Origin of the sequence: Ruthenibacterium sp., from assembly GCF_017421385.1 — a bacterium.
Classification (GTDB): domain Bacteria; phylum Bacillota; class Clostridia; order Oscillospirales; family Ruminococcaceae; genus Ruthenibacterium; species Ruthenibacterium lactatiformans.
Genome location: NZ_JAFOIN010000032.1, coordinates 31604 through 52955 on the forward strand (window position 1 = coordinate 31604; position 21352 = coordinate 52955).

Annotated in this window: 19 protein-coding genes and 2 riboswitches; of the genes, 9 read left to right on the forward strand and 10 right to left on the reverse strand. The window is 60.3% G+C overall.

Features of this window, described 5'->3' with window-relative positions; all coding sequences use genetic code 11:
- Positions 1–2 precede the first annotated feature (2 nt).
- The gene (locus tag IIY41_RS03945) at positions 3–1238 is read right to left on the reverse strand and encodes a BaiN/RdsA family NAD(P)/FAD-dependent oxidoreductase (protein WP_009326056.1); all 1236 of its coding nucleotides are present in this window, start codon (positions 1236–1238) and stop codon (positions 3–5) included.
- Between the two features lie 449 nt (positions 1239–1687).
- Here IIY41_RS03945 and IIY41_RS03950 point away from each other — a divergent pair, with 449 nt between their 5' ends.
- The 3 genes from IIY41_RS03950 (at position 1688) to ytvI (ending at position 5578) form a co-directional block, all read left to right on the forward strand.
- Positions 1688–2911: a helix-turn-helix domain-containing protein gene (locus IIY41_RS03950; protein ID WP_287399815.1), complete on the forward strand. Its 1224-nt coding sequence runs from the start codon at positions 1688–1690 to the stop codon at positions 2909–2911.
- A gap of 225 nt (positions 2912–3136) precedes the next feature.
- Positions 3137–4348 (forward strand): S1C family serine protease, encoded by a 1212-nt coding sequence (locus IIY41_RS03955; RefSeq protein ID WP_009326058.1) that lies wholly within the window; start codon positions 3137–3139, stop codon positions 4346–4348.
- Positions 4349–4504: 156 nt separating this feature from the next.
- The gene (gene ytvI, locus IIY41_RS03960; protein WP_009326059.1) at positions 4505–5578 is read left to right on the forward strand and encodes a sporulation integral membrane protein YtvI; all 1074 of its coding nucleotides are present in this window, start codon (positions 4505–4507) and stop codon (positions 5576–5578) included.
- A gap of 72 nt (positions 5579–5650) precedes the next feature.
- Here the strand turns inward: ytvI and IIY41_RS03965 are convergent, their stop codons facing one another.
- From IIY41_RS03965 to IIY41_RS03995, 7 genes are all read right to left on the reverse strand, one after another.
- Positions 5651–6535 (reverse strand): helix-turn-helix domain-containing protein, encoded by an 885-nt coding sequence (locus IIY41_RS03965; protein ID WP_287399817.1) that lies wholly within the window; start codon positions 6533–6535, stop codon positions 5651–5653.
- 151 nt (positions 6536–6686) lie between these two features.
- Complete coding sequence (locus IIY41_RS03970; protein ID WP_058723900.1) at positions 6687–7364, reverse strand: ComF family protein; 678 nt, start codon at positions 7362–7364, stop codon at positions 6687–6689.
- Positions 7365–7381: 17 nt separating this feature from the next.
- Positions 7382–9592, reverse strand: a complete 2211-nt coding sequence (gene recD2, locus IIY41_RS03975) for an SF1B family DNA helicase RecD2 (protein WP_050004562.1) — start codon at positions 9590–9592, stop codon at positions 7382–7384.
- Between the two features lie 253 nt (positions 9593–9845).
- Positions 9846–10166: a hypothetical protein gene (locus IIY41_RS03980; RefSeq protein WP_050004464.1), complete on the reverse strand. Its 321-nt coding sequence runs from the start codon at positions 10164–10166 to the stop codon at positions 9846–9848.
- Between the two features lie 75 nt (positions 10167–10241).
- Complete coding sequence (locus IIY41_RS03985) at positions 10242–12002, reverse strand: glycosyltransferase family 2 protein (protein WP_117472339.1); 1761 nt, start codon at positions 12000–12002, stop codon at positions 10242–10244.
- Between the two features lie 292 nt (positions 12003–12294).
- The gene (gene metK / locus IIY41_RS03990; RefSeq protein ID WP_050004466.1) at positions 12295–13437 is read right to left on the reverse strand and encodes a methionine adenosyltransferase; all 1143 of its coding nucleotides are present in this window, start codon (positions 13435–13437) and stop codon (positions 12295–12297) included.
- Positions 13438–13510: 73 nt separating this feature from the next.
- A riboswitch (SAM riboswitch) is annotated at positions 13511–13610 on the reverse strand.
- A gap of 44 nt (positions 13611–13654) precedes the next feature.
- The gene (locus IIY41_RS03995; RefSeq protein WP_287399822.1) at positions 13655–14221 is read right to left on the reverse strand and encodes an ECF transporter S component; all 567 of its coding nucleotides are present in this window, start codon (positions 14219–14221) and stop codon (positions 13655–13657) included.
- 110 nt (positions 14222–14331) lie between these two features.
- Positions 14332–14489, reverse strand: a riboswitch (FMN riboswitch).
- A gap of 152 nt (positions 14490–14641) precedes the next feature.
- On the opposite strand from IIY41_RS03995, the gene IIY41_RS04000 reads away from it, so the two are divergent.
- From IIY41_RS04000 to IIY41_RS04025, 6 genes are all read left to right on the forward strand, one after another.
- Positions 14642–15760 carry a mechanosensitive ion channel family protein gene (locus tag IIY41_RS04000; protein ID WP_009326067.1) on the forward strand — a complete coding sequence of 373 codons (1119 nt, stop codon included), beginning with the start codon at positions 14642–14644 and terminating at the stop codon, positions 15758–15760.
- On the forward strand, positions 15757–16485 hold the full coding sequence (locus IIY41_RS04005) for a hypothetical protein (protein ID WP_287399825.1): 729 nt from the start codon (positions 15757–15759) through the stop codon (positions 16483–16485). Before IIY41_RS04000 ends, IIY41_RS04005 begins: the two co-directional genes overlap by 4 nt.
- Before the next feature lie 270 nt (positions 16486–16755).
- A complete protein-coding gene (locus IIY41_RS04010; RefSeq protein ID WP_009326069.1) occupies positions 16756–17130 on the forward strand; it encodes a GntR family transcriptional regulator in 375 nt (124 codons plus the stop codon).
- Positions 17131–17133: 3 nt separating this feature from the next.
- Positions 17134–17997 carry an ABC transporter ATP-binding protein gene (locus IIY41_RS04015; protein WP_050004469.1) on the forward strand — a complete coding sequence of 288 codons (864 nt, stop codon included), beginning with the start codon at positions 17134–17136 and terminating at the stop codon, positions 17995–17997.
- Positions 17994–18635, forward strand: a complete 642-nt coding sequence (locus IIY41_RS04020; protein WP_205485539.1) for an ABC-2 transporter permease — start codon at positions 17994–17996, stop codon at positions 18633–18635. The genes IIY41_RS04015 and IIY41_RS04020 overlap by 4 nt, the downstream gene beginning before the upstream one ends.
- 1 nt (position 18636) lies before the next feature.
- Positions 18637–18858 carry a hypothetical protein gene (locus tag IIY41_RS04025; protein WP_009326072.1) on the forward strand — a complete coding sequence of 74 codons (222 nt, stop codon included), beginning with the start codon at positions 18637–18639 and terminating at the stop codon, positions 18856–18858.
- A gap of 110 nt (positions 18859–18968) precedes the next feature.
- Here the strand turns inward: IIY41_RS04025 and IIY41_RS04030 are convergent, their stop codons facing one another.
- On the reverse strand, positions 18969–19670 hold the full coding sequence (locus IIY41_RS04030) for an L-ribulose-5-phosphate 4-epimerase (RefSeq protein WP_287399829.1): 702 nt from the start codon (positions 19668–19670) through the stop codon (positions 18969–18971).
- A 15-nt stretch (positions 19671–19685) separates the two neighbouring features.
- The gene (locus tag IIY41_RS04035) at positions 19686–21269 is read right to left on the reverse strand and encodes a xylulokinase (RefSeq protein ID WP_287399831.1); all 1584 of its coding nucleotides are present in this window, start codon (positions 21267–21269) and stop codon (positions 19686–19688) included.
- Positions 21270–21352: the final 83 nt, after the last annotated feature.

Consider the following 21352-nt stretch of genomic DNA (forward strand, 5'->3'; position numbering starts at 1 on the left):
TTTTACAGCCCCCGCGCCGCGGCCCGGCCTGCTGCGATTCCCGTTGCCCAGGCCCATTGCAGGTTAAAGCCTCCGCAGTCCCCCGCCGCGTCCAGCACCTCGCCCGAAAGATACAGGCCCGGGCACCTGAGGGAGGCACAGCCTTCCGTCTTCACCTCGGCCAGCGGCACACCGCCGCCCGTCACCTGCGCCTGCGTCCAGGGCAGCGTGCCCTCTACGGCAAAGCGCCAGTTTTTAAGCGCACCGGCCAGAGCGTTCACTTCCCTGCGGGAAAGGCTGCCCGGCGCGCGCGAAAGCGGCTGCAGGCCGCAGCTTTTCAGTATCGCATGCCCCAGCTTTTTGGCCACGAGCCCCAGCAGAAGCGTCTCCAGCGAAGCAAACATGCCCGACGCGCAGCGCTGCTCCAGCATCCCGCGCAGGACAGGAAACGCCATCTCCGGAAAAAAATCCACGCTTGTCCCCGCCTTCTTCACGCCCGGGCCAAGCAGGCACGAAAGCTGCATGGCCGGGATTCCGGAGAGGCCGTATTCTGCGAACTGTACTTCTCCCCGTTCGGTTCCGGCGCACCGGCCATCCAGGTACAGCGAAAGCGCACAGTTGGCCCGCACTCCTTTCAATCCGACGGGAAACCCTGCGCACCGCAGCGGAACAAGGCATGGATACGGCTCCGCCACACTGTGGCCCAGCATGCGCGCCAAAGCAAAAGCGGAACCATCTGTGCCGAACTGCGGCCCGGCCTGACCGCCTGCAGCCAAAACCACACGCGCGGCCGAAAAGGCCCGGCCGTCCCGCGTACGCACCGAAAAACCGCCGGGCCCTTTTTCCACCTCCGCCACCTCGCAGCTGCACGCCACATCCACGCCTGCACGCTCCAGTGCCGCACGCAGTACATCCAGCACCATGGATGCCTGATAGCAGTAGGGATATACTCTTCCGTCGGCCTGGGTATCACACAAAAGGCCCATCTCCCCAAAAAAGTCCAGCACTGCGTCCGGAGGGGTTCGCTCCAATATATCCGCCAAACGGGCCGTATCCGCACTGTGATAATGTTCCGGCGCGGCGTTTCGGTTCGTCAGGTTGCAGCGGCCGTTGCCCGTGGCCAGCAGCTTTTTCCCCACACGGTCCAAGCGTTCCAAAACCGTCACGCACCGTCCTCCGCACTCCTTTGCAGCCGCCAGCGCAGCTGCAAGGCCGGACGCGCCGCCGCCGATGATGATGATCTTTCCGTTTTTGCTCATAACGTCTCCCCGTTTCCGCACGCAAACCGCGGCTTTACATGGTTCAATGTCCTCAAAGCTCTGTGCGCCAGCACAGGGGCGTGTGCCTTGCACATGCGCAGCCGCGCAAGCGGCGGGCTTGAGGATTATTATACCATATTTCTAAGCTCACACTTCGCGTACCGCTCGTGTTCACTAAGAAATATGGTATCTATGCCGCTAAGTTCATGCTTCGCCTGCGGCTCGCATTCACCAACCGGACATATTATACCACATCCCCCGGCAGGCTTTATACGTTCTTTTTCAAATCACCTGACAAACTTCGTCTCAACATGCTACAATAAGGTCATGGCAACCGCCGGTTGCCGAAATGGAACACCCAGTTGGTGGCCCCGCGCCCGCGCTTTTGTTAGGATGAAATCGGAGGGCGGGCCTGTTCCCGCCTCACTTTTCCTCAGGAGGACACAACTATGACGATCAACGAACGCATTCTTGCGCTGCGCCGGGCGGCAGGCCTTTCCCAGGAGGCTTTGGCCGAACAGGTGGGCGTCTCCCGTCAGGCCATCGGCAAATGGGAGAGCGGCGCTTCTCTGCCCGGGCTGGATAATCTGCAGGAGCTGGCCCGCGCGCTGGGCGTAAGCTGCGACGAACTGCTGACAGGAAAAGAGTCCGGAACGGAAAATACCGCCGGACAGGACGGTGTGGCGCTGGAAAGCGTAAAAGCCCTGCTGGACGCGCAAAATGCGGCGCAGGCCCATGCGGCCCACCGCCAGCGCATCCTTCTTGCGGGCCTTGCCGCCGCGCTCGCCTGCGTGGGTGCGGCGCTGGTGTACCTCGGTGTGTATTACGGGGGCCGCATGCGGGAGCTTTCCAGCCGTGTGGACGACATCGGCGCAAACGTGGCCGGCATCGAAGGCAGCATCGATATGCGTATCTCATCCATCCAGTCCAGCATAGAAGAGAGCCTGCGCCAGCAGGCCAGCATCGTGGCTGGTTTTGATTGGGACTACGGTGTCCCCGGCACAGAACGCCGCATACCGTTGACGGTTACGGCCACCCCCAAAAACTACCGCGACGGTCTTTCCGCCGTGTTCACTCTTACGCCGGAGAGCGGTGTGCCTCAGACAGCCGCCGGGACGCTGCTGGCGGGCAATGCGTTTCGTGCGGAGTTGGCCGTTCCCCTGGAAATGGAATACCAGGACTTTTCGGTATCCGTCAGCTTCACGCTGGATGGGGAGGCCCAAACGGAGGAACTGTTCCGGGAATACGATTTTGTCTCGGGCTACCAGACGACGGTTTCGGTGACGCCCACAGACTTTAAAGCACAGCACTCCGGGCGCAGGACGGACGGTACCGCCGGAATGACGCTGGGCGGGGATTTTGAGCTTTCGGTAAATCGCGCTTACCGCGAGAACTCCGCCGTTCCCGCGCATGCGGTGATCGAGCTGGTGATCGACGGCGAGGCGGTACAGCGGCAGGAGATGGATCTTTCGGCTGATTTTCAGCTTGTCTCCGGCGGCGCCGGAACCGCCGATGAACAGGCGGAAGAGATCCTTTCCGGCATCACCTACTATCTTTCCTTCCCGGAAGAGGTCTACGCCGCACCGCAGAGGGAGGCGGAGCTTGTGGCCGCCGTCACCGACAGCAGCGGGCTTACCGTCACCGCACGGCGGGACCTGTATCGTGTTGGTTGAATCCTATACTCCAAACGCCGTGCGGCGGCATTCTGCCCGTTGCACGGCGTTTTCTGTCTCCGGCCGCATTTGTTTGCCTGTGCGTCCGTGTTTTGACAAAATTTACTTTTTGTCTCTTTTCTTCTTTGTGCGCAGCGGGTATCATAATAGCATACGTTGGGGCGGCACGTCTTTTCACCTCCGGTATGGCGGAGCACGCTCCATCCACAACAGGAGCGATGAAGTATGAGCGTTTATTCTTACGGCCCGCAGGGGCCGGACGGACAGGGGTATCATTCGCAGGGAAACCGGCGTGCGGACGAGCCGTTCGCTGCGCCGGGCGGCAGCGGGCCCGTGATCGACATGGTCCCCGCAAGGCAGAGAAAGCGCCACCCGTTTTTGTACGGGCTTGTGCTGGTGGCTCTGTGCGGCGCAGCGGCCTATTTCGGCACTGTATACGCCAACAGCCGTACCATGCCCGAACCGCAGAACGTCGTGGTGTATCAGGCGCCGTCCGGAAACGCGTCCGTGACCGGGGGCGCGCGCCTGGATGCGGCCAGTGTTGCCGCGGCGGCCAGCGATTCCGTGGTTGAGATCACAACGGAATCCGTGCAGACCGGCAGCTATTTCAACCAATATGTTGCCACAGGCGCAGGCAGCGGTGTGATCATCTCTGCCGACGGCTATATCGTCACAAACGACCACGTTATCAGCGGTGCAAACAGCATTGCGGTGCGCCTGCATGACGGCACCACCCTGGATGCCGCTTTGGTGGCCACCGACGCCAAGACCGACCTCGCTGTTATCCGCGTACAGGCACAGGGGCTCATTCCCGCCACACTGGGCACCTCGGCAGACCTTGTGGTGGGCCAGCCCGTGGTTGCTATCGGTAACCCGCTGGGCCGTTTGGGCGGCACGGTAACGGACGGTATCATCAGCGCCAAGGACCGGGTGATCAGCATTGACGGAGAGCATATGACGCTGCTGCAGACCAACGCAGCCGTCAACCCCGGCAACTCCGGCGGCGGACTGTTCGACGCGCAGGCGCGTCTGGTGGGCGTGGTGAACTCCAAATCCTCCGGCTCGGACGTGGAGGGCCTTGGCTTCGCCATTCCCATCGACACAGCGCGTCCCGTCATCGAGCAGCTCATCACCCAGGGCTATGTCAGCGGCAGGCCGTCGCTGGGCATGGAGCTGGTGGAGCTGACATCCTACCGCTCTGCGATTTTCGCAGGCACCGGACGGCTGGGCGTATATGTGAACAACGGCGGCAAAACGGGCCTGACGAACGGCGATTACCTTCTCTCCATCGACGGGCTTGCCATTGAAACGATGACCGACGTAAAGACCGCTCTGTCCGGGCACTCGCCCGGGGACACGGTGACGGTGCAGTACCTGCACAGCGGTGCGGTACGGGAAGCCGCCGTGGTACTTGTGGAGGATATTCCCGCTGCATGAGCTTTTTGCGCACTTTTTGAAAAAAACGTAAACTTTTGCGGATATCCTATATTTTCCGCACGGACAGGGGTATAATAAAACATTATGGGTGCTGTATATTTTTCACGGTGCCCAATCACCGGCACGCGCTGCGCAGCCGGACATGGAGGTGGGCGCTTGCAAATCGAAAAGATGCGGGCCTTTATCATCAGGGTCCTGTTTTACTGCATCATCCTCGGGCTGGCCTATGCCGTGCTGAAATATGCGCTGCCGTTCCTGATGCCCTTTCTGGTAGCGTTTCTTATTGCCTTTATCCTGAAACCCGTTATCAACTGGGTGACACAAAAAACAAAGCTTGGGCGCAAGCCCGTTTCGGTTTTGCTGCTCATTGCGTTTTATGTTCTGGCGGCCGCTCTCATTACGGTGCTGGGTACGCGGCTTGTGATTTTCTGCCGCGATATTTTCTACGCGCTGCCGCAGGTGTACGACACGGTTGTGGCCCCGGCGCTGAATTCGCTGCAGGACACACTGGAAAACTGGGTGATGGCCCTGAACCCCACGCTGACGGATTTTGTGGAAAGCGCCGGCAACAGCCTGTCGTCCTCGCTGTCCTCAATGGTCACCGCCATCTCCACAGGCGCTCTGAGCGCGGTAACGAATGTGGCCGGTTCCGTGCCGTCGTTCCTCGTTAAGTTCATCATCACCATCGTCGCGTCGTTTTTCTTCGTTTCGGATTATTATGCCATCACCTCTTTCCTGGCGCGTCAGCTGCCCCAAAAAGCACGGGACATGCTGTTCAAGGTGAAAGAAAAGGGCGTGGACGTTATTTTCAAATTCGGACGGGCCTACGCCATTTTGCTGAGCATCACCTTTGTGGAGCTTCTCATCGGTTTTTCTCTGTTGCGGGTGGACTACGCCCTGCTCATCGCGCTGCTCACCGCCATTGTGGACATCCTGCCTGTGCTCGGCACCGGCACGGTGCTCATCCCGTGGGCGGCGGCCATGCTGATTCTGGGCAACTTCCCGCTGGGCATCGGGCTTCTTATTTTATATGCCATCATCACCGTGGTCCGCCAGATGCTGGAGCCGCGCGTGGTAGGCAAGCAGATCGGCCTGTATCCGCTGGTAACGCTTGTGTGCATGTTTGTCGGCACCTATCTGTTCGGTTTTGTAGGGCTGTTCGGCCTTCCCATCATCGCCACGGTCCTGGTGCAGCTCAACCAAAGCGGAGACATCCACCTGTTCAAGTGAGCCTGTGCAGAGCATGAAAAAAGCGCGTTTGACATTTTGTCAAACGCGCTTTTTTATTTTTCCCGGTATGGCTCAGCGCTCTGCGGGCCGCACGGGCAGCAGCTCAATATAGCCCCGGTCACCCACAGGCTCCAATTGTATGCGTGGGTTCGCGCCGTCCCACACATAGCCCAGACAGGCGGGGTCGTACTTCTCGATGGCGCCGCGCACCTGCCCAATGGCCTCGCAATAATCCGCCTCTGCAAACGGCTCACCCCGAAACATCAAATATTCCGCCGCCGGCAGGCGGATCACATCGAAGCCCTCGGGTACGGGTCCGTCATAATCCATCGCAACCTCCACACCCTGTACATATTCAGACGTGCCCGGAGCGCGCTGCTCCGGCGGCAGCCACAGGCACACCGGCTCTCCGCAAAGGGACTTCATACTGGTGAGCGTGCCCCAAACATCGCAGCCGACCTCCTCACAGTAGGCGAAATAATCCCGCGCCTTTACTCCGCGCTTCAAAATGACCTTCCGCGCGGGCTTTTCCACACGCTGTACAAACACCGTTTTCACATTTTCCATTTTTTTCGGCTCCTTTCGCAATTCCCGGTATCTTACCCCGTAGGGAACAAAAAGGCACAGCGGGACAGGCTTTGCCGCGTATTCGCCCGGGTTGCAGCCGAAGGCGCGAAAAAACGCCCGCTGATAACCGTCCACGCTGCCGAACCCCAGCTCGAACGCCACGTCTGTAATGCGGCAGCCTTCGTCCCGCAGGCGCAATGCGGAGCGGGACAGACGCAGCCGACGGATATAATCCGCCGGCGTCAGCCCTGTGTACCGCCGGAACAGCCGGTACGCATACCAAGGCGAAAACAGCGCAGCCCGGGCCAGGTCCGCCGGAGTGATCTCCCCAGCCAGATTCTGTTCGATATAATCCTGCATGCGCTGTACCGCTTCGATCTGCTGCGTCATGCCGTTCCCTCCCGACACCGAGGCTTCCGTCCTGCCGCCAGACGCTTGCTTCGCCTTAAGCGCACCTTCGCCCGCGGCCCGCATCTGCCAGGCAGGCATAGGATACCACACCGCCTCCGGCCCGCGCTCGACCTTTTTTGCCTTTTCGGCCTCAGCGCGTCGCCGCCGCGCATACGCCCCGGCATTCCGCCGCGCCTGCCGCGCGCAGGGCTTTTGCACATTCGTTCAGCGTGGAGCCGGTGGTGAGCACATCATCCACCAGCAAAATCCGCTTTCCCTCCAGCGGCGCATCCGGCCGGGCTGAAAATGCATTCTTCAAATTTTTCCGGCGCTCCCCACCGGAAAGAGCCATCTGCCGGGGCGTTTCCCGTATTTTGCAAAGCGCCTGCATCACAGGCAGCCCCAGCTCCCGGCCCAGCGCGCGCGCCAGCATCAACGGCACGTCATAGCCGCGGCTCCGCCGTTCCCCTCTGCCGGAAGGCACCGGGACCAATGCATCCACATCCCCCAGACACCCCGCCGCTTTCAACGCCTCTGCCTGCAGCAATGCCAACGGGCGTGCAAGATCGGTGCGGTTTTCAAATTTCAGCCGCAGAACCGCGTCCCGCACAGGCGGCTCATAGAAATACGGCGCATACGCCGCATCCAGATGCTCCAGCGCGTGCCCCTGCTTCGGTACCGGCTGCCTTAGAGGACGGCGTATGCACGCCAGCGCCGGCCCGCATACGGCACATGGACCGGAAAAGCCCAAAACCGCATCGCAGAAAGGGCAGCGGCGCGGGAACAGAATATCCCCGCACAGCTCAAACAGCCGCTTTGATTTTTTCAAAGAGCTATCCCCCCTGTTCACAGCGTTTCGTCCCGGATCAGATCGGCCAGACAGGAAAACCGTTTGTTCCTCCGCACGCTGCGCACCATCTGCGCCACCTCCGCGCTATGGCCCGCAAGGATACAAAGCGTTTTTGCACGTGTGACGCCTGTATACAGAAGATTGCGGTAGCACAGCTTGGGCGGCACGTCCATCACCGGAATGATGACAGCCGGGAATTCGCTGCCCTGGCTTTTGTGGATGGTGACGGCATAGGCCGGCTCCAGCTCCCGCACATGCTCGGCGGTGTATACCAGCAGCCTGTCCTCGCTGCGCACCGTCACACTGCCGCCGCGCACGTCCACATCGACGATCACGCCCATGTCGCCGTTAAACGCGCCTGCGCCCTCCTCGCCGCCGTCGGGCCGGGTATACGGAATGTCGTAATTGTTGCGCACCTGCATTACCTTATCGCCCACACGCAGGATCTTGTCGCGGATATTCAGCTGCGGGCGGCCCGGTGCGGGCGGGTTCAGCCGCTGCTGCAGCGCCGCGTTCAGCGCAACCGTGCCCAGCGGGCCAATTTTAGACGGACACAGCACCTGAATGTCTTCGAACGGGTCGAATCCATAGCTCTGAGGCAGGCGGCGGCACACAAGGTCGCACACCAGCTGCTGGCAGGCTTCGCCGTCGGATTCCAGCATGAAGAAATCACTGTCCCGCGAGCCCTTGCCGGGCAGCTGTCCTGTGACGATGCGGTGCGCGTTGGAGACGATCATGCTCTCGGCCGCCTGGCGGAAGATATCCCGCAGACGGATCGTAGGCACTACGCCGGATGCGATAACGCCGCCCAGCACGTTGCCGGCGCCCACGCTGGGCAGCTGGTCCTCGTCTCCCACCATAATGATCTTGCATTGCGGCTTGAGCGCCAGCAGCAGGCTCTCAAACAGCATCACATCCACCATGCTCATCTCGTCAATCACCACAACGTCGCATTTCAGCAGGTTTTTTTCGTTGTGGATAAAGCGCACGGTGTCATTGTTCGTATAATCCACCTCCAAAAGGCGATGGATGGTCTTTGCCTTGCGGCCTGTCAGCTCCGACAGGCGTTTCGCAGCACGGCCTGTAGGCGCGGCCAGGGCCACACGGTCCCCATTCTGCTCAAACGCGGCCAGCATGCCGTTTACGGCCGTCGTTTTACCTGTGCCCGGTCCGCCTGTGAGCACCAGAGCATTGGCGCCAAGCGCCGCTGCGATTGCCTCCCGCTGCAAAGGCGCATAGGTGATGCCCTGCGCCGCTTCGATGCGGGCGATGGTCTTTTCCGCGTGCTCGCCCCCGGCGCAGGGATACTTGATCAGCCAGCGAAGGTGGCGGGCCACGGAAAGCTCCGCCCGCATATATTCAGGCAGGTATACCCATGCTTTTTCCCGGTATTCCACGGCGCATAAATCGTTGTTTTCCAGCATGAAGGCCAGCGTGGAAGCCACAGTCTCCGGCTCCACGCCCAAAAAACCGGAGGCCGCGCCGCACAGCTTGTCCTGCGGCAGGCAGGCGTGGCCGTTCTGCAGATTGTGGCGCAGCACGAACAAAAGCCCTGCGCACACGCGCTCCCGCGCGTCATACTCAAGGCTCATGCTCTGGGCAATGGCGTCCGCCACGCCGAAATCCTGATAAGCGGGATACCCGCACAGCACGTACGGATTGTGGGAGACGACCTCGACCGTATCAGGCCCGTACTGGCGGAACAGCGCGACAGCGGCGGAGGCCGGCAGGTTATATCGCGCCAGATATCCGATGGCCTCCCGCACGCCGAAGATACGCTTGAATTCGTTGGAAGCCGCCAGAGCCTTTTCCGGCGTGATGCCCTTGATCTTCGTCAGCGCCATGGGATCGCTGGCGATGACCTCCAGCGCATCCGCGCCGAAAACATCCACGATACGCCCTGCCAGTGCTTTGCCGATGTACGGCAGCGCGCCGCTGGCAAGGTAGCGCCGGATTGCCGTTGCGCTTTCCGGCATGCGCACCTCACACGCCTCCACGCGGAATTGTTCGCCGAAGCTGGGGTGTGTGACAAAGCGGCCGTGCAGCGTCACGTCTTCTCCCACATTCACATCCGAAAGCTCGCCCACCGCGGTGTAAAGGTCTCCCCCGCTGGAAAATTCCAGCACCGTGTAGCCGTTTTCCTCGTTGCAGTATACGATATTTTCAACTGTGCCCGAAAGGGTCTGCCATTCCTGTTCCTGCGCCATGCGCGTCTCCCTTTTATTCTTTCGCCTGTCGAAAAAGCCGGGCTTCTCCGCCATGCTGCCTGCGGACAGCGCTTCCGGCCCTGTTCGCCGTACAAGACGGCCCGGGGCGGCATTCGCCGTGTGGCTTGTACTTTGCTCCGCAAATGCATCCGGCTTTTCGGCTGCCGGCTTTTTCCCGGGTATTTCTTTTTCCTCTTTGTTTTCTTTGATGCACCGCGCTCTTCTCTGCTTCACGCCGGAGCTGCGCGGTGCGTTATTCCTGCACCTTGAGCTGAGCCTGCACCACTTGCGCCAGTGTGTCCGGCGTAGCGAAGGCCACACCCCGCATTCCCGCTCCCGGCGGCGTGAAAGCGTCCTCCTGCGGGCACAGCACCACCACCGCGGTGTCCGGCAAAGCCGCGCGTGCATCCAGCACGCCGGCCCACATCTGCTCGCTTGTGTCCGCCCGAAGCACCACCAACGCTTCCGCCGCTTTTCTGCGGCGGAACAGGCAGTTCGTCAGAAGGTCCGACAAATAATACGCGCCCAGCACCGCGAACATCGTCACGATGATCAGCATCACTCCGCTCAGCATTTCATGCACCCCCGTTTTCCCTGACACTACTCCCAGCATATGAAAAACAGGGCCGGACTGTGCGGCGCGGGCGGTTTATTCACCGCGCTTTGCCTGCTGCTCCAAAAATTCATGCAGCTCACCGCGCGCCTCCAGGCAGCGCATGTCCGCGATCATGTCATCATAATAGCGGCGCATATCCGCCAGCGTGACGTTGAAGCACAGCGAAGCATCACTGTAAAAATCCGCGTCGCTTTTGCGGTATGCCTCCATGCGCGCGGCCGCATCGCTTTGGGCCGCGGGCTGCACGAAAAGGCTGGTGGCCCGGCGCACGTCCGGCGCATGGGGGGTGATGCGGCGCCCGTGCTCCAGATATTTCAGCCACATCCCCCAATCCTCATGGGCTTCCAGCGTTTCGATGAGGCCGCCGTACCGCTCGAACAGACTGCGGCGGAACAGCACGGTCTGTATAGGAATGCGGCAGTTTTGACACATGGTAAAACGGTCGATGCGGTCGAATACCATGGGGCGTACCTCCGTGACGGTTCCGTCCTTCGCCACGAACATCGCCATGGCGCTGCCCAGCACGAGGTCCGCTTCCGGGTGCGCGCACAGCACACCCGCCAGCAGTTCCAGGTGATCGGGATAAAAGAAATCATCATCGTCCAGAAAGTTGCACAGCGCTCCCCGCGCCGCCGCAAGCCCCCGGTTGCCGTTGGCTGCACGGCCGTGGAACCGGCCATCGTTCAGATAGCGTATGGGCAGCTCCGCAAAATCCCGCTCCACCATTTCCCGTGCCGCAGGCGGGCCGTCCTCCGCGACGATGATCTCAAAACTGCGGTATGTCTGCCAGCGCAGGCTCTCCAGCGTGCGCTTCAGTGTCTGCGGCCTGCCGCAGGTGCGCACAATGACGGAAATGAGCGGCGTTTCCTGCGGCGGCGTAAATTTCCACAGGCCTCTGTCCGGTGAAAAGCCGCCTTCGAAGCGTGCCGGACGCGCGCCGTATTCGGCACGGTGAGAAAAACGCCAGAACAGGAAAGGCCACAGCTTTATAAAATGACGCAGATAATTTTTTGCCAGAACGCGGCGCACACCGTTGAAATGCAGCGGACGGCGAAGCGCGCCCAAATACATTTTATGCCCGCGCCAGATATCCCGCCAGGAGCCGAACTTATAACGCAGCAGCAGATTGCCGTAGAAGCTGCCCGCATATTCTCCCAATTTGGGGCCGCCGTTCTCATAGGAATAATGGGTGACGCGCGCTGCGGGCACGTATTGCAGCCGGTATCCTCCGGCGCGCAGCCGCCAGGAGAGGTCCACATCCTCGCAGTACATGAACAGATGTTCGTCAAAACCGCCGACAGACGTAAAAGCGGCGCGCCGGACGGCCAGCGCCGCGCCGCTGGCCCAGCTTGTCTCCAACGTTACGGGATCGATGTGATGCCCTGTTTCATAGGGAAGCTGACGGCACTCAAACGCCGCCGTTTCCTGCGGCGCGCGCACGGCGGCCTCGTCCAGGCGGAGGAATACGTCGGGCCAGACTTCGGTGTCCAAATTCAAAAAAAACAGCAGCGGCGCGCTCCCTTTTGCCGCGCCGCGGTTGCATGCCGCGCCGAACCCAAGGTTCGCGCCGTTTTCCGCCACGGTAAAGCCGCCGAAAGCCGGGTATTCCCCTGCCATGCGCCGCAGCTCCTCCAATGTGCCGTCGGTGGAGCCGTTGTCGGCGAAAACAAGGTGCAGCTCCTCCAGCGGATACTGCACGGCGGCCAGCGCGGCCACACATGCGCGCAGCCATTTCATGCTGTTGTAGGTCACCATCACGATATCATAACGCACGGTGTTTTCTCCCTTTTTCATCGTTGTCACGGCTCCGCCGGCGGATGCATTCATTGCTCCCGACACCGCTGCAGCGGCGGGGCGGAACTATTTTATAGCTTTGCACAGCAAAGCCATAAAAAGCTCATCTTAATGGCCGCAGGCCAGGGACGGCCTGCATGGCCCCCAAAAATAGGCCGTGGCTATTTTTTATAGTATAACACAAACCGGAAGGCAAAAAAAGCGGCGCGCGCCCTTTCTGCCCTCCGGCTCCTTCTTTTTTATTTCCTCAGCATTTTATGCGCTGCGCCGTGGAAAACGATGCATTTTCCGTTTACAGGCCCATGGCCGCACGCAGGGCCCCCGCTTTATCCGTCTGCTCCCATGCAACGCCCAGCTCCTCACGTCCCATATGGCCGTAGGCCGCAAGCTGACGGTAAATAGGCCTGCGCAGGCCCAGCTGCTCGATGATGGACGCCGGCCGCAGATCAAACACCTGTTCCACCGCGGCTTCGATGGCAGCCTCATCCGCCGCGCCTGTGCCGAAGGTGTCCACGCGGATGCTCACCGGCTCGGCCACTCCGATGGCGTAGGCAAGCTGCACCTCACACTGCTCGGCCAGCCCCGCGGCCACCACATTTTTGGCTACCCAGCGCGCGGCATAAGCCGCGCTTCGGTCCACCTTCGTGGGGTCCTTGCCGCTGAACGCACCGCCGCCGTGGCGGCCATATCCGCCGTAGGTGTCCACGATGATCTTGCGGCCCGTCAGGCCCGAATCGCCCTGCGGCCCGCCCACAACAAAACGGCCCGTGGGGTTGACATAGTATTTCGTCTGTTCGTCCAGCAGCTCGGCGGGAACGACAGGGCGGATCACATGCTCCAGAATATCTTTGCGCAGCGCCTCCATCTCCACCTCCGGAGCGTGCTGAGTGGAAATGACCACAGCGTCCACACGCACGGGCCTGTTGCCCTCGTATTCCACAGTCACCTGGCTCTTGCCGTCCGGGCGCAGATAGTCCAGCGTACCGTTCTTGCGCACGTCCGTCAACCGCTTTGCCAGCTTGTGCGCCAGCGAAATGGGCAGCGGCATCAGCTCCGGCGTCTCGCGGCAGGCGTAGCCGAACATCATGCCCTGGTCGCCCGCGCCGCCCGGGTTCACGCCCATGGCGATATCGGGGCTCTGCTCGTCGACATTGGAAAGCACGGCGCATGTGTCCGCGTCAAAGCCGTATTTGGCGCGGGTATAACCGATGTCCCGCACAACGTCGCGCACAATCTTCTGGAAATCCACATATCCTTCCGTGGTGATCTCACCCATGATATGCACAAGGCCCGTACTGGCAGTCACCTCACAGGCCACACGGCTGTTCGGGTCTTTTTCCAGCAGCGCGTCCAGAATGGCGTCGGAGATCTGGTCGCAGATCTTATCGGGATGCCCCTCGGTGACGGATTCGGAGGTAAAAAGTTTTCTTGCCATTTTTGTTTTCCTTTCTTGTTTCCTGCAAAAGCGCGTAAAAAAGGCCCGGCAGACAACACCGGGCCTTTGCATCAGCTTATCTTTCGGTGTTACCCGCAGGATTTGGCACCTTGCTGTTACAGCAGGTTGCCGGACGTCACAGGGCCTGTTCCCTCAGTCGCTCTTGATAAGGTTTATTCATTTGTGTATAACAGTATAGCAGAACACCATGCGCCTGTCAAGAGGCGGCCGGTTCTTTTTCGCCGAACACCAGACGGCTGATGGGCTTATACACAAGATACGTAATGACGCTGTTGATGGCCGCCTTGGCCAGGTTGAACGGGATGATGGCCGGCAGCAGCAGCTTCACCACCTCGCCCACAGGCGACCCCATAAACAGCGGTGTGAACACCAGGTTGCACACACACATCACGGCCGTCATGGCCAGCGTGCCCGCGGCAAGGCCCAGCAGCGCGGCCTTGCGCGTACGATGCGCCCGGTACAAATTGCCTGCCAGAAGCACAAACGTGCCCGTGGCCAGAAAATGCATGATGATGCCGATGGGGCCGCTGGCCGCGCTGACCGTTACGCCCTGGATCACGCATACCACGGCTGTGAGCGCCAGCCCCGCGGCCGGTCCGAACAAAAAGGTTCCGATGAAAATGGGGATGTCCGCGGGGTCATATTCAAGGAAAGGCGCGGCAGGTACCAGCGGGAAATGGATGAGCGCCACCAGGACGATGGCCAGCGCGGCCAGCATGGCCATCGTGGTGAGCTTGCGGGTATTGGCGGAAACATTGCGCATGGATAAAACCTCCAAAATAAAATTTCGAGGCCTGCTCGTGGGTGTCCGGGCCGCCGCCAAAACAAAAACGCCCTTCTGCGAAACGCAAAAGGGCGAAACATCTGGCACTGCCGCCGTTTCTTTCATCCGGACTCGACACACCGCGCAAAAACACGGCACGCACACCGTCGGCTTTGGAATTTCACCAAATCAGCGGTACATGCTGCGCATATACCGGTCGCGGGCTTTCACCGCCGGTGGGGAATCTCACCCCGCCCTGAAACAGACTTTCTGTACCATATTATAGCGCATTTTCGCGCGATTGCAATAGAACGGCCACAAATTTCCCGGCAAATATGTTATACTATGTATTATCTACTCAAACGGTTGGTTTTGCGTTCGGCACATCCGCGCGCGGAGCCGCAAAAGGAGGTACTGTTTTTGACCGAAACTGTGGAGACCATTGAAAATATTTCTCAAAACAGCAACACGCTGGTGCAGTGCCTTATCTGCGCCGCGTGGTTCGCCGGTTTTTTCATCGCCAGCCGTGTGTTCAAGCATGTGGTCGGCCCGCGCCTTACCCGAGCCGCGCAAAAAATTGAACGTCCCTATCTTTCCACGCTGCTGCAAAGCTTCATCCGGCCGTGCGCTCTGTTCATTGCGCTCATCGGCCTGTACATCGGCGTGCGGCTGCTGCCCTTTGATTTCATCCACACCGACGCATGGCGCACCGCGCAGAATCACGCCGTGCGTATCGCTTTCATCGTGCTGCTGGCCTGGGGACTGCTGGGGGCTTCCAAATGTGTAGAGCTGGCGCTTGTGGGCACGCGCAGCCGCTTTGACCTGGGCGCGGGCGATACCGTCATCCGGTTTCTGGAACGCATTTACAAGGCTGTGATCCTGCTGTTCGCAGGAGTACTCGTCGTCACCGAGATGGGCTACAATGTCAACAGCCTCATTGCCGGGCTGGGCCTGGGCGGCCTGACGTTTGCGCTGGCTGCCCAGGACTCCGCCAGCAACTTTTTCGGCGGCCTTGTCATTATTTTTGAAAAGCCCTTTGAACTGGGAGACTGGATCAGCACCGCATCTCTGGAGGGTTCGGTGGAGGACATCACCTTCCGCAGCACAAAGATCCGCACGCTGGCCAATGCCCTCACCGTTGTGCCCAACTCCAAGCTGTGCGGAGAGCCCATCACCAACTGGACACGTATGAAAATGCGGCTGGCGCAGTTTACGCTGGGCCTGACCTACGGAACGCCCAAGCGAACCGTGGAAGCCGTAACGAACCGGGTACGCGCCATGCTGGAAAACCACCCCGGCGTACACAGCGAGACCGTGCAGGTACGCCTTTCCGAATTCGCAGACAGCAGCATCGACATTGCCGTGCAGTTCTACACCAAAACCACCGACATCGTGGAATACCGCGCGGTAAAAGAGGACGTCAATCTGCGCATCATGGACATCATGGCCGGGGAGGGCGCCTCTTTCGCGTTCCCCTCCCGCAGCATTTACATTGAAAACGCGCCGTCCCTGCCGGACGGCAAAGGAGGACTACAATGAAAAAAATAACAGCCTTTGCATTTTGTCTGACGCTGGCGTTTTTCCTCGCCGCCTGCGGTAAAGCTCCCGTTTCTTCCACGGGCGGCGCTTTCCTGCCGCCGGCTTCTTCCGGCAGCGCTGCATCCTCCGGCGCGTTATCCACAGCGGGCGGCGCTTCCTCCGCGCCCGCGTCTTCCAGCTCGTCCCCGAGCAGCGAATCCCCCTCTGTGGATACCTCCGGCTGGACGCGCCGCTTCATATCCCTGCCTGTCATGCATCCGGACGGCGGCGCCGGTGAAAAAGCCCTCGTCATCCTCAGCGCGCCCACGGACTGGGAGTACGACAATTACACAACCTTTACGCGGGACGGTATCAAGGTTGCCGAAGTTCTGAACCTGTGGCCCGCCGCCTCCGGTGCGTCTCCGTTCACAGACGCCATGACGGAGCCGTATGCGGACAACAGCTTTTACCCCGAGGGATACGGCCTGCTTTCCACCGAAGACACGGAGCTGAACGGCAATGCGCTGCGCATCCTGCATATGAAGACCTGGCCCGATGACGCGGACAAGCCCTGGTATCCCCAGTATATGTTTTATGAACTGGACGGCTATGTGGTGGAGCTGCATTTCCTTACGGATGAAGAGAACGGCCGCAGCGCGGACATTTTCCGCGCCGTACTGGGCACGATGGAATTGCATTTCAGCGAAAAAGAGGCCGGCGGCAGTTCTTCTTCAGGCGGCGCCTGACCGGCTTTCTTCTTCATCCTCTTTTCTCATCCTTTGCGGGGCGGCTTCGGCCGCCCCGCTTTTTACAGCTTTGCAAAGCCAGACCAGCGGAGTGTTCCGGCCCACGGCCCTAAAATTACGGTGTGGGACGCAAAGTGGACGGATGCATATAAAAATATGCCGGACCGGCCGCGGCCATTTTTATAAAAATCCTGTTTTTCCTATTGACAGCGTGTGTATACAGGTATATATTGTATATACAGTATATATACAATATTTCCGAGGTGACTCATGGATATCATCATCAGCAATGCCAGTGGTAAGCCCATTTACGAGCAGATCACAGTGCAGATCAAAAGCCAGATCCTTTCCGGCGCGCTCACGGCGGGGGACGCCCTGCCCAGTATGCGCACGCTGGCCAAGGAACTGCGCATCAGTGTGATCACCACGAAACGCGCCTACGAAGACCTGGAGCGCGACGGCTTTATCGAAACCGTTGCGGGAAAGGGGAGCTTCGTGGCCTCAAAGAACGCAGAATTCCTGCGCGAAGAAGCGCTGCGGCGGGTGGAGGCTGCCTTACAGCAGGCTGTGGACACCGCGTCGCGCAGCGGCGTATCGCCGCAGGAGCTGCGCCAGATGCTGGAACTTTTATTGGAGGGAAATTAGAATATGAACAGCGCGATCGAAGTGCGCGGGCTTTGCAAGCATTACAGGGATTTCTCCCTGCGGGACGTCTCGTTTACCGTACCGGGCGGCTCTATCATGGGCTTTATCGGCGAGAACGGCGCGGGCAAAACCACTACAATCAAATCCATTCTGGGCCTGCTGCACACGGATGGAGGCTCCATCTCGGTACTGGGGCGCGACCCTGTCACGGACCGCCGCGCCATCGGGCAGGATATCGGCGTTGTGCTGGACGGCAGCTTTTTCTACGAGGGCATGCGCGCGAAGGATATCTCGGCCGTGATGAGCCGCCTGCACAGCCGATGGGACAAAGAGTCGTTCGCGTCGTACTGCAAGCGGTTCGCTCTGCCCATGGAAAAACCGTTTAAGGAATTCTCAAAGGGCATGCGCGCCAAGCTGGCGCTCACCACGGCGCTGGCGCACCATCCCAAACTGCTGGTGCTGGACGAGGCCACCAGCGGGCTGGACCCCGTAGTGCGCAGCGAAATGCTGGATCTGTTCCTGGAATTCATTCAGGATGAGGAGCACAGCATCCTGCTCTCCAGCCACATCACCAGCGACCTGGAAAAAGTGGCGGACTATATCACGTTCATCCACGCGGGAAAGATCGTGTTCAGCAAAACAAAGGACGATATCCTGGAGCAGTACGGCGTGGTGAAATGCGAAAAAGCGCGCGCCGCGGCCCTGGACGGCGCGCATATATTGGGCCGGCGCGACAGCAAATTCGACGCCGAGCTGCTGGTGGACAACCGGCCCGAAGTGGCCCGCCTGTACCCCGGCATACTGACGGAGCAGGCCACCATTGACGATATCATGACTTTTTTTGCCAAAGGAGCGTACGACGCATGACCGGACTGATGCTGAAAGATATGTATTCTCTTCGCACTTATTTTCTCAAGCAGCTCGCGCTGATGACTGTGCTGTATTTGGCCATCTCCGTGGGCCTGATGAAAAACTTCTCTTTTCTTTCCCCGATGCTGACGATGAGCGTGGTGATGATGCTCATTTCCAGCTTCAGCGTGGACGAAGCATCCAGGTGGGATTCCTACGCGCTGACACTGCCCGTCACGCCCCGGGCCATCGTGGGCGCGAAATATCTGCTTTTTTACGGCGCTCTGCTGGGTACGGGCGTTATCGCATCTGTCCTGTGCGGCGTGCTGGACAGTTTTACCTACCGCAACGGCTTTCTTGAGATCGCGGCCAGCACCGGCGGCGTCATCGTCGTATACATGCTTGTCACCGTGTTCATGCTGCCGTTGTTTTTTAAGCTGGGTGCAGAAAAGGCCCGCGTTGCCATGACACTGTGCTTTATCCTCCCCTTTCTGCTCATCGTCTGGGGCTTCAGCTGGCTCGGTGACGGAGCCGCAGCTTTTGTTGAGAGCCTTCCCTGGCCGATGATCGCCACGGTGGGCGGCCTTATTCTGGTGCTGCTGTGCGCCGCCTCCTTTTTCGTGTCTGTGAAATTTTACGAGAGCAAGGAGTATTGAGATGAAAAACAGCCGTCGCTGCTCCAAATGCGGCGGTTCGGACATCGTCCGTATACCGGACCGCCGCGGCCGCTGCGCCAGCGGGAACAATATTTATACTTCCAACTTTGAAAACTTCGGCAAGATACCGGTCATCCGCTATGTGTGCTGCAGCTGCGGCTATGTGGAAAACTGGGTGGAAGATCCTGCCTCCCTGCAGGCCATCCGCACGCGCTTCGGTTAACTTGCAAATGGAAAACCGCTCCCGCCGCACGCCCATTGAATGGGCTGCAGGGAGCGGTTTTGTTTTTCTTTTATGGTTCAGCGGCGGCGCTCTGCGCGGGCCGTGCGGCTCTATCCGCGGGCCTGCCCGTAATATGCGCCCGGGCCGTGCTTCCGCAGGAAGTGCTTGTCCTGCACATATTGGGGCGCAGGAGCCGCGCCCGAGTCGATCTGAACCGTCAGAAGCGCCATTTTCGCCACTTCCTCCAGCACCGCGGCATGATATACAGCCTGAGCCGCGTCTTTGCCCCATGCGAAAGGCCCATGGCTGCGGCAGATGACACCGGGCACATGGACCGGATCAATGTCCCTCGCACGGAATGTCTCAACGATGACCGTTCCGGTATTTTTCTCGTAATCTTCTTCCACCTCCGCGCCCGTGAGAGAGCGCGCGCAGGGCACCGGCCCGTAGAAATAGTCCGCATGTGTTGTGCCGTAGCACGGGATATCCCGTCCGGCCTGTGCCCAGGCCACCGCATGGACGCTGTGAGTATGCACCACGCCTCCGATCTCAGGGAATGCCCGATACAGCTCCAGATGCGTTTTTGCGTCCGATGACGGATGGAGCGCCCCTTCCACGCTGTTTCCATTCATATCCAGCACCACGAGGTCTTCCGGGCGCAGCGCAGAATATTCCACCCCCGACGGCTTGATGACCATCAGGCCCTTGCTCCGGTCAATACCAGACACATTCCCCCATGTGTATGTGACAAGGCCCCGGCGAGGCAGCTCCAGATTGGCCTCATATACCGCTTTGCGCAGTTCTTCCAGCATATGGCCTCCCCTCCCTTAGCGCAGCGCGGCCGCGGCGGCTTTTTCCACCGCCAGCCCGCTTTTGTAATCCGTCAGAAAGCGCGCGAAACCCGCCGTATCGGCAGCGTCCGGCTGCTGCACGCTGCCCTGCGCTCCCCGGAACACCGTGTCAGCCAGATATTCTTCCAGCGTTTGGCCTTCGGCCCGGCGCACGCAGTAAGCCGCCAGAAGCGCCATCCCCCAAGGGCCGCCCTCTCCCGCTGTTTCCATCACGGCCACAGGCACGCCCAGCGCGCCCGCCAGCAGCTTCTGCCCCGCCACCGGAGTCTTGAACAGCCCGCCGTGGCCCAGCAGCGTGTCCAGCCGCACACCTTCCTCCACCAACAGGATATCCATGCCCAGCTTCAGCGTTGCCATTGCCGCGTAAAGCTGCACACGGGCAAAATTGGCCAGTGTGAAGCGTGCATCCGGACGGCGCATAAACAGCGGCCGTCCGCTCTCCACACCTGTCACCGGTTCGCCGGAGTAATAGTTGTAGCTCACAAGGCCGCCGCAATCCGCTTCGCCTTCCAGCGCCTTTTGATAGAACAGGTCGTAAAGGCGCGGCTTTTCCAGCTTCGCGCCGGCGGCTCCGGCCATTTCGCCCAGCACGCGCACCCATGCGTCCAGATCAGATGTGCAGGTGTTGCAGTGTACCATCGCCACCGGTCGCCCCGTGGGGGTGGTGACCATATCGATCTCCGGATACACCCTGGCGAGCGGGCGTTCCAGCACCGCCATGGCAAACACGCTGGTGCCCGCCGAAACATTGCCCGTGCGCACGCCCACGCTGTTGGTGGCTGCCATGCCCGTGCCCGCGTCCCCCTCCGGAGGGCACAGCGGCACACCGGGGCGCAGCACGCCGGTGGGATCCAGCAGACACGCGCCCTCCGCTGTCAGCGTGCCCGCGTCCGCGCCGGCGCAAAGCACCCGGGGCAGAACATCCGCAAGGCGGTAAGGCATACCTTCCTGCGCCAGAAGCGCGTCAAATGTTTTTTCCATTCCCGCGTCGTAACCACATGCCGCGCTGTCAATGGGGAACATGCCCGACGCTTCGCCCACGCCCAGCACCCTTTCCCCCGTCAGCCGCCAGTGCACATAGCCCGCCAGCGTGGTCAAATATGCAATGTCCCGCGCATGGGGCTCACCGTCCAGTATCGCCTGGTACAGATGCGCAACGCTCCACCGTTGTGGAACGTTGAACGCAAACCGCTCCGTCAGCAGCGCCGCGGCGCGTTCTGTTGTCGTGTTGCGCCAGGTGCGGAAGGCTGCAAGCTGCGCGCCGTCCCGCGCAAAGGGCAGGTATCCGTGCATCATACCGGAAACACCCATTGCGCCCACGGTATGCAGCGGCGTGCCGTACCGCTCCTGAACCTGCCGGGCCAGCCGGGCAAATGCATCCTGCACGCCCGCCCATACGTCATCCAGGGCATAGGTCCAGTATCCGTGCTCCAGACGGTTTTCCCAATCGTGCGCACCGCTGGCCAGCACAGCATGCTCCGGCCCAATGAGCACCGCTTTGATGCGCGTAGAGCCAAGCTCCAGCCCCAGCGCTGTTTTTTCAAGCTGTATTTCCGCCATGAATCTCCTTCCTCTCATCTCCGACAATTCCAATCGAACGGCCGGGATGCGCGATGGCGCATCCCGGCCGTAGTTTTCCTTTA

Coding starts and splice junctions, on each gene's coding strand:
- IIY41_RS03980 (WP_050004464.1), bottom strand. CDS start 10,166: ATGCTGAGCGGAGTGATGCTGATCATCGTGACGATGTTCGCGGTGCTG.
- IIY41_RS04005 (WP_287399825.1), top strand. CDS start 15,757: ATGAAAAAAATAACAGCCTTTGCATTTTGTCTGACGCTGGCGTTTTTC.
- IIY41_RS04035 (WP_287399831.1), bottom strand. CDS start 21,269: ATGGCGGAAATACAGCTTGAAAAAACAGCGCTGGGGCTGGAGCTTGGC.
- IIY41_RS04020 (WP_205485539.1), top strand. CDS start 17,994: ATGACCGGACTGATGCTGAAAGATATGTATTCTCTTCGCACTTATTTT.
- metK (WP_050004466.1), bottom strand. CDS start 13,437: ATGGCAAGAAAACTTTTTACCTCCGAATCCGTCACCGAGGGGCATCCC.
- IIY41_RS04010 (WP_009326069.1), top strand. CDS start 16,756: ATGGATATCATCATCAGCAATGCCAGTGGTAAGCCCATTTACGAGCAG.
- IIY41_RS04015 (WP_050004469.1), top strand. CDS start 17,134: ATGAACAGCGCGATCGAAGTGCGCGGGCTTTGCAAGCATTACAGGGAT.
- IIY41_RS03945 (WP_009326056.1), bottom strand. CDS start 1,238: ATGAGCAAAAACGGAAAGATCATCATCATCGGCGGCGGCGCGTCCGGC.
- recD2 (WP_050004562.1), bottom strand. CDS start 9,592: ATGGCGCAGGAACAGGAATGGCAGACCCTTTCGGGCACAGTTGAAAAT.
- IIY41_RS03985 (WP_117472339.1), bottom strand. CDS start 12,002: ATGAAAAAGGGAGAAAACACCGTGCGTTATGATATCGTGATGGTGACC.
- IIY41_RS03965 (WP_287399817.1), bottom strand. CDS start 6,535: ATGACGCAGCAGATCGAAGCGGTACAGCGCATGCAGGATTATATCGAA.
- IIY41_RS04025 (WP_009326072.1), top strand. CDS start 18,637: ATGAAAAACAGCCGTCGCTGCTCCAAATGCGGCGGTTCGGACATCGTC.
- IIY41_RS03995 (WP_287399822.1), bottom strand. CDS start 14,221: ATGCGCAATGTTTCCGCCAATACCCGCAAGCTCACCACGATGGCCATG.
- IIY41_RS04030 (WP_287399829.1), bottom strand. CDS start 19,670: ATGCTGGAAGAACTGCGCAAAGCGGTATATGAGGCCAATCTGGAGCTG.
- IIY41_RS03950 (WP_287399815.1), top strand. CDS start 1,688: ATGACGATCAACGAACGCATTCTTGCGCTGCGCCGGGCGGCAGGCCTT.
- IIY41_RS03955 (WP_009326058.1), top strand. CDS start 3,137: ATGAGCGTTTATTCTTACGGCCCGCAGGGGCCGGACGGACAGGGGTAT.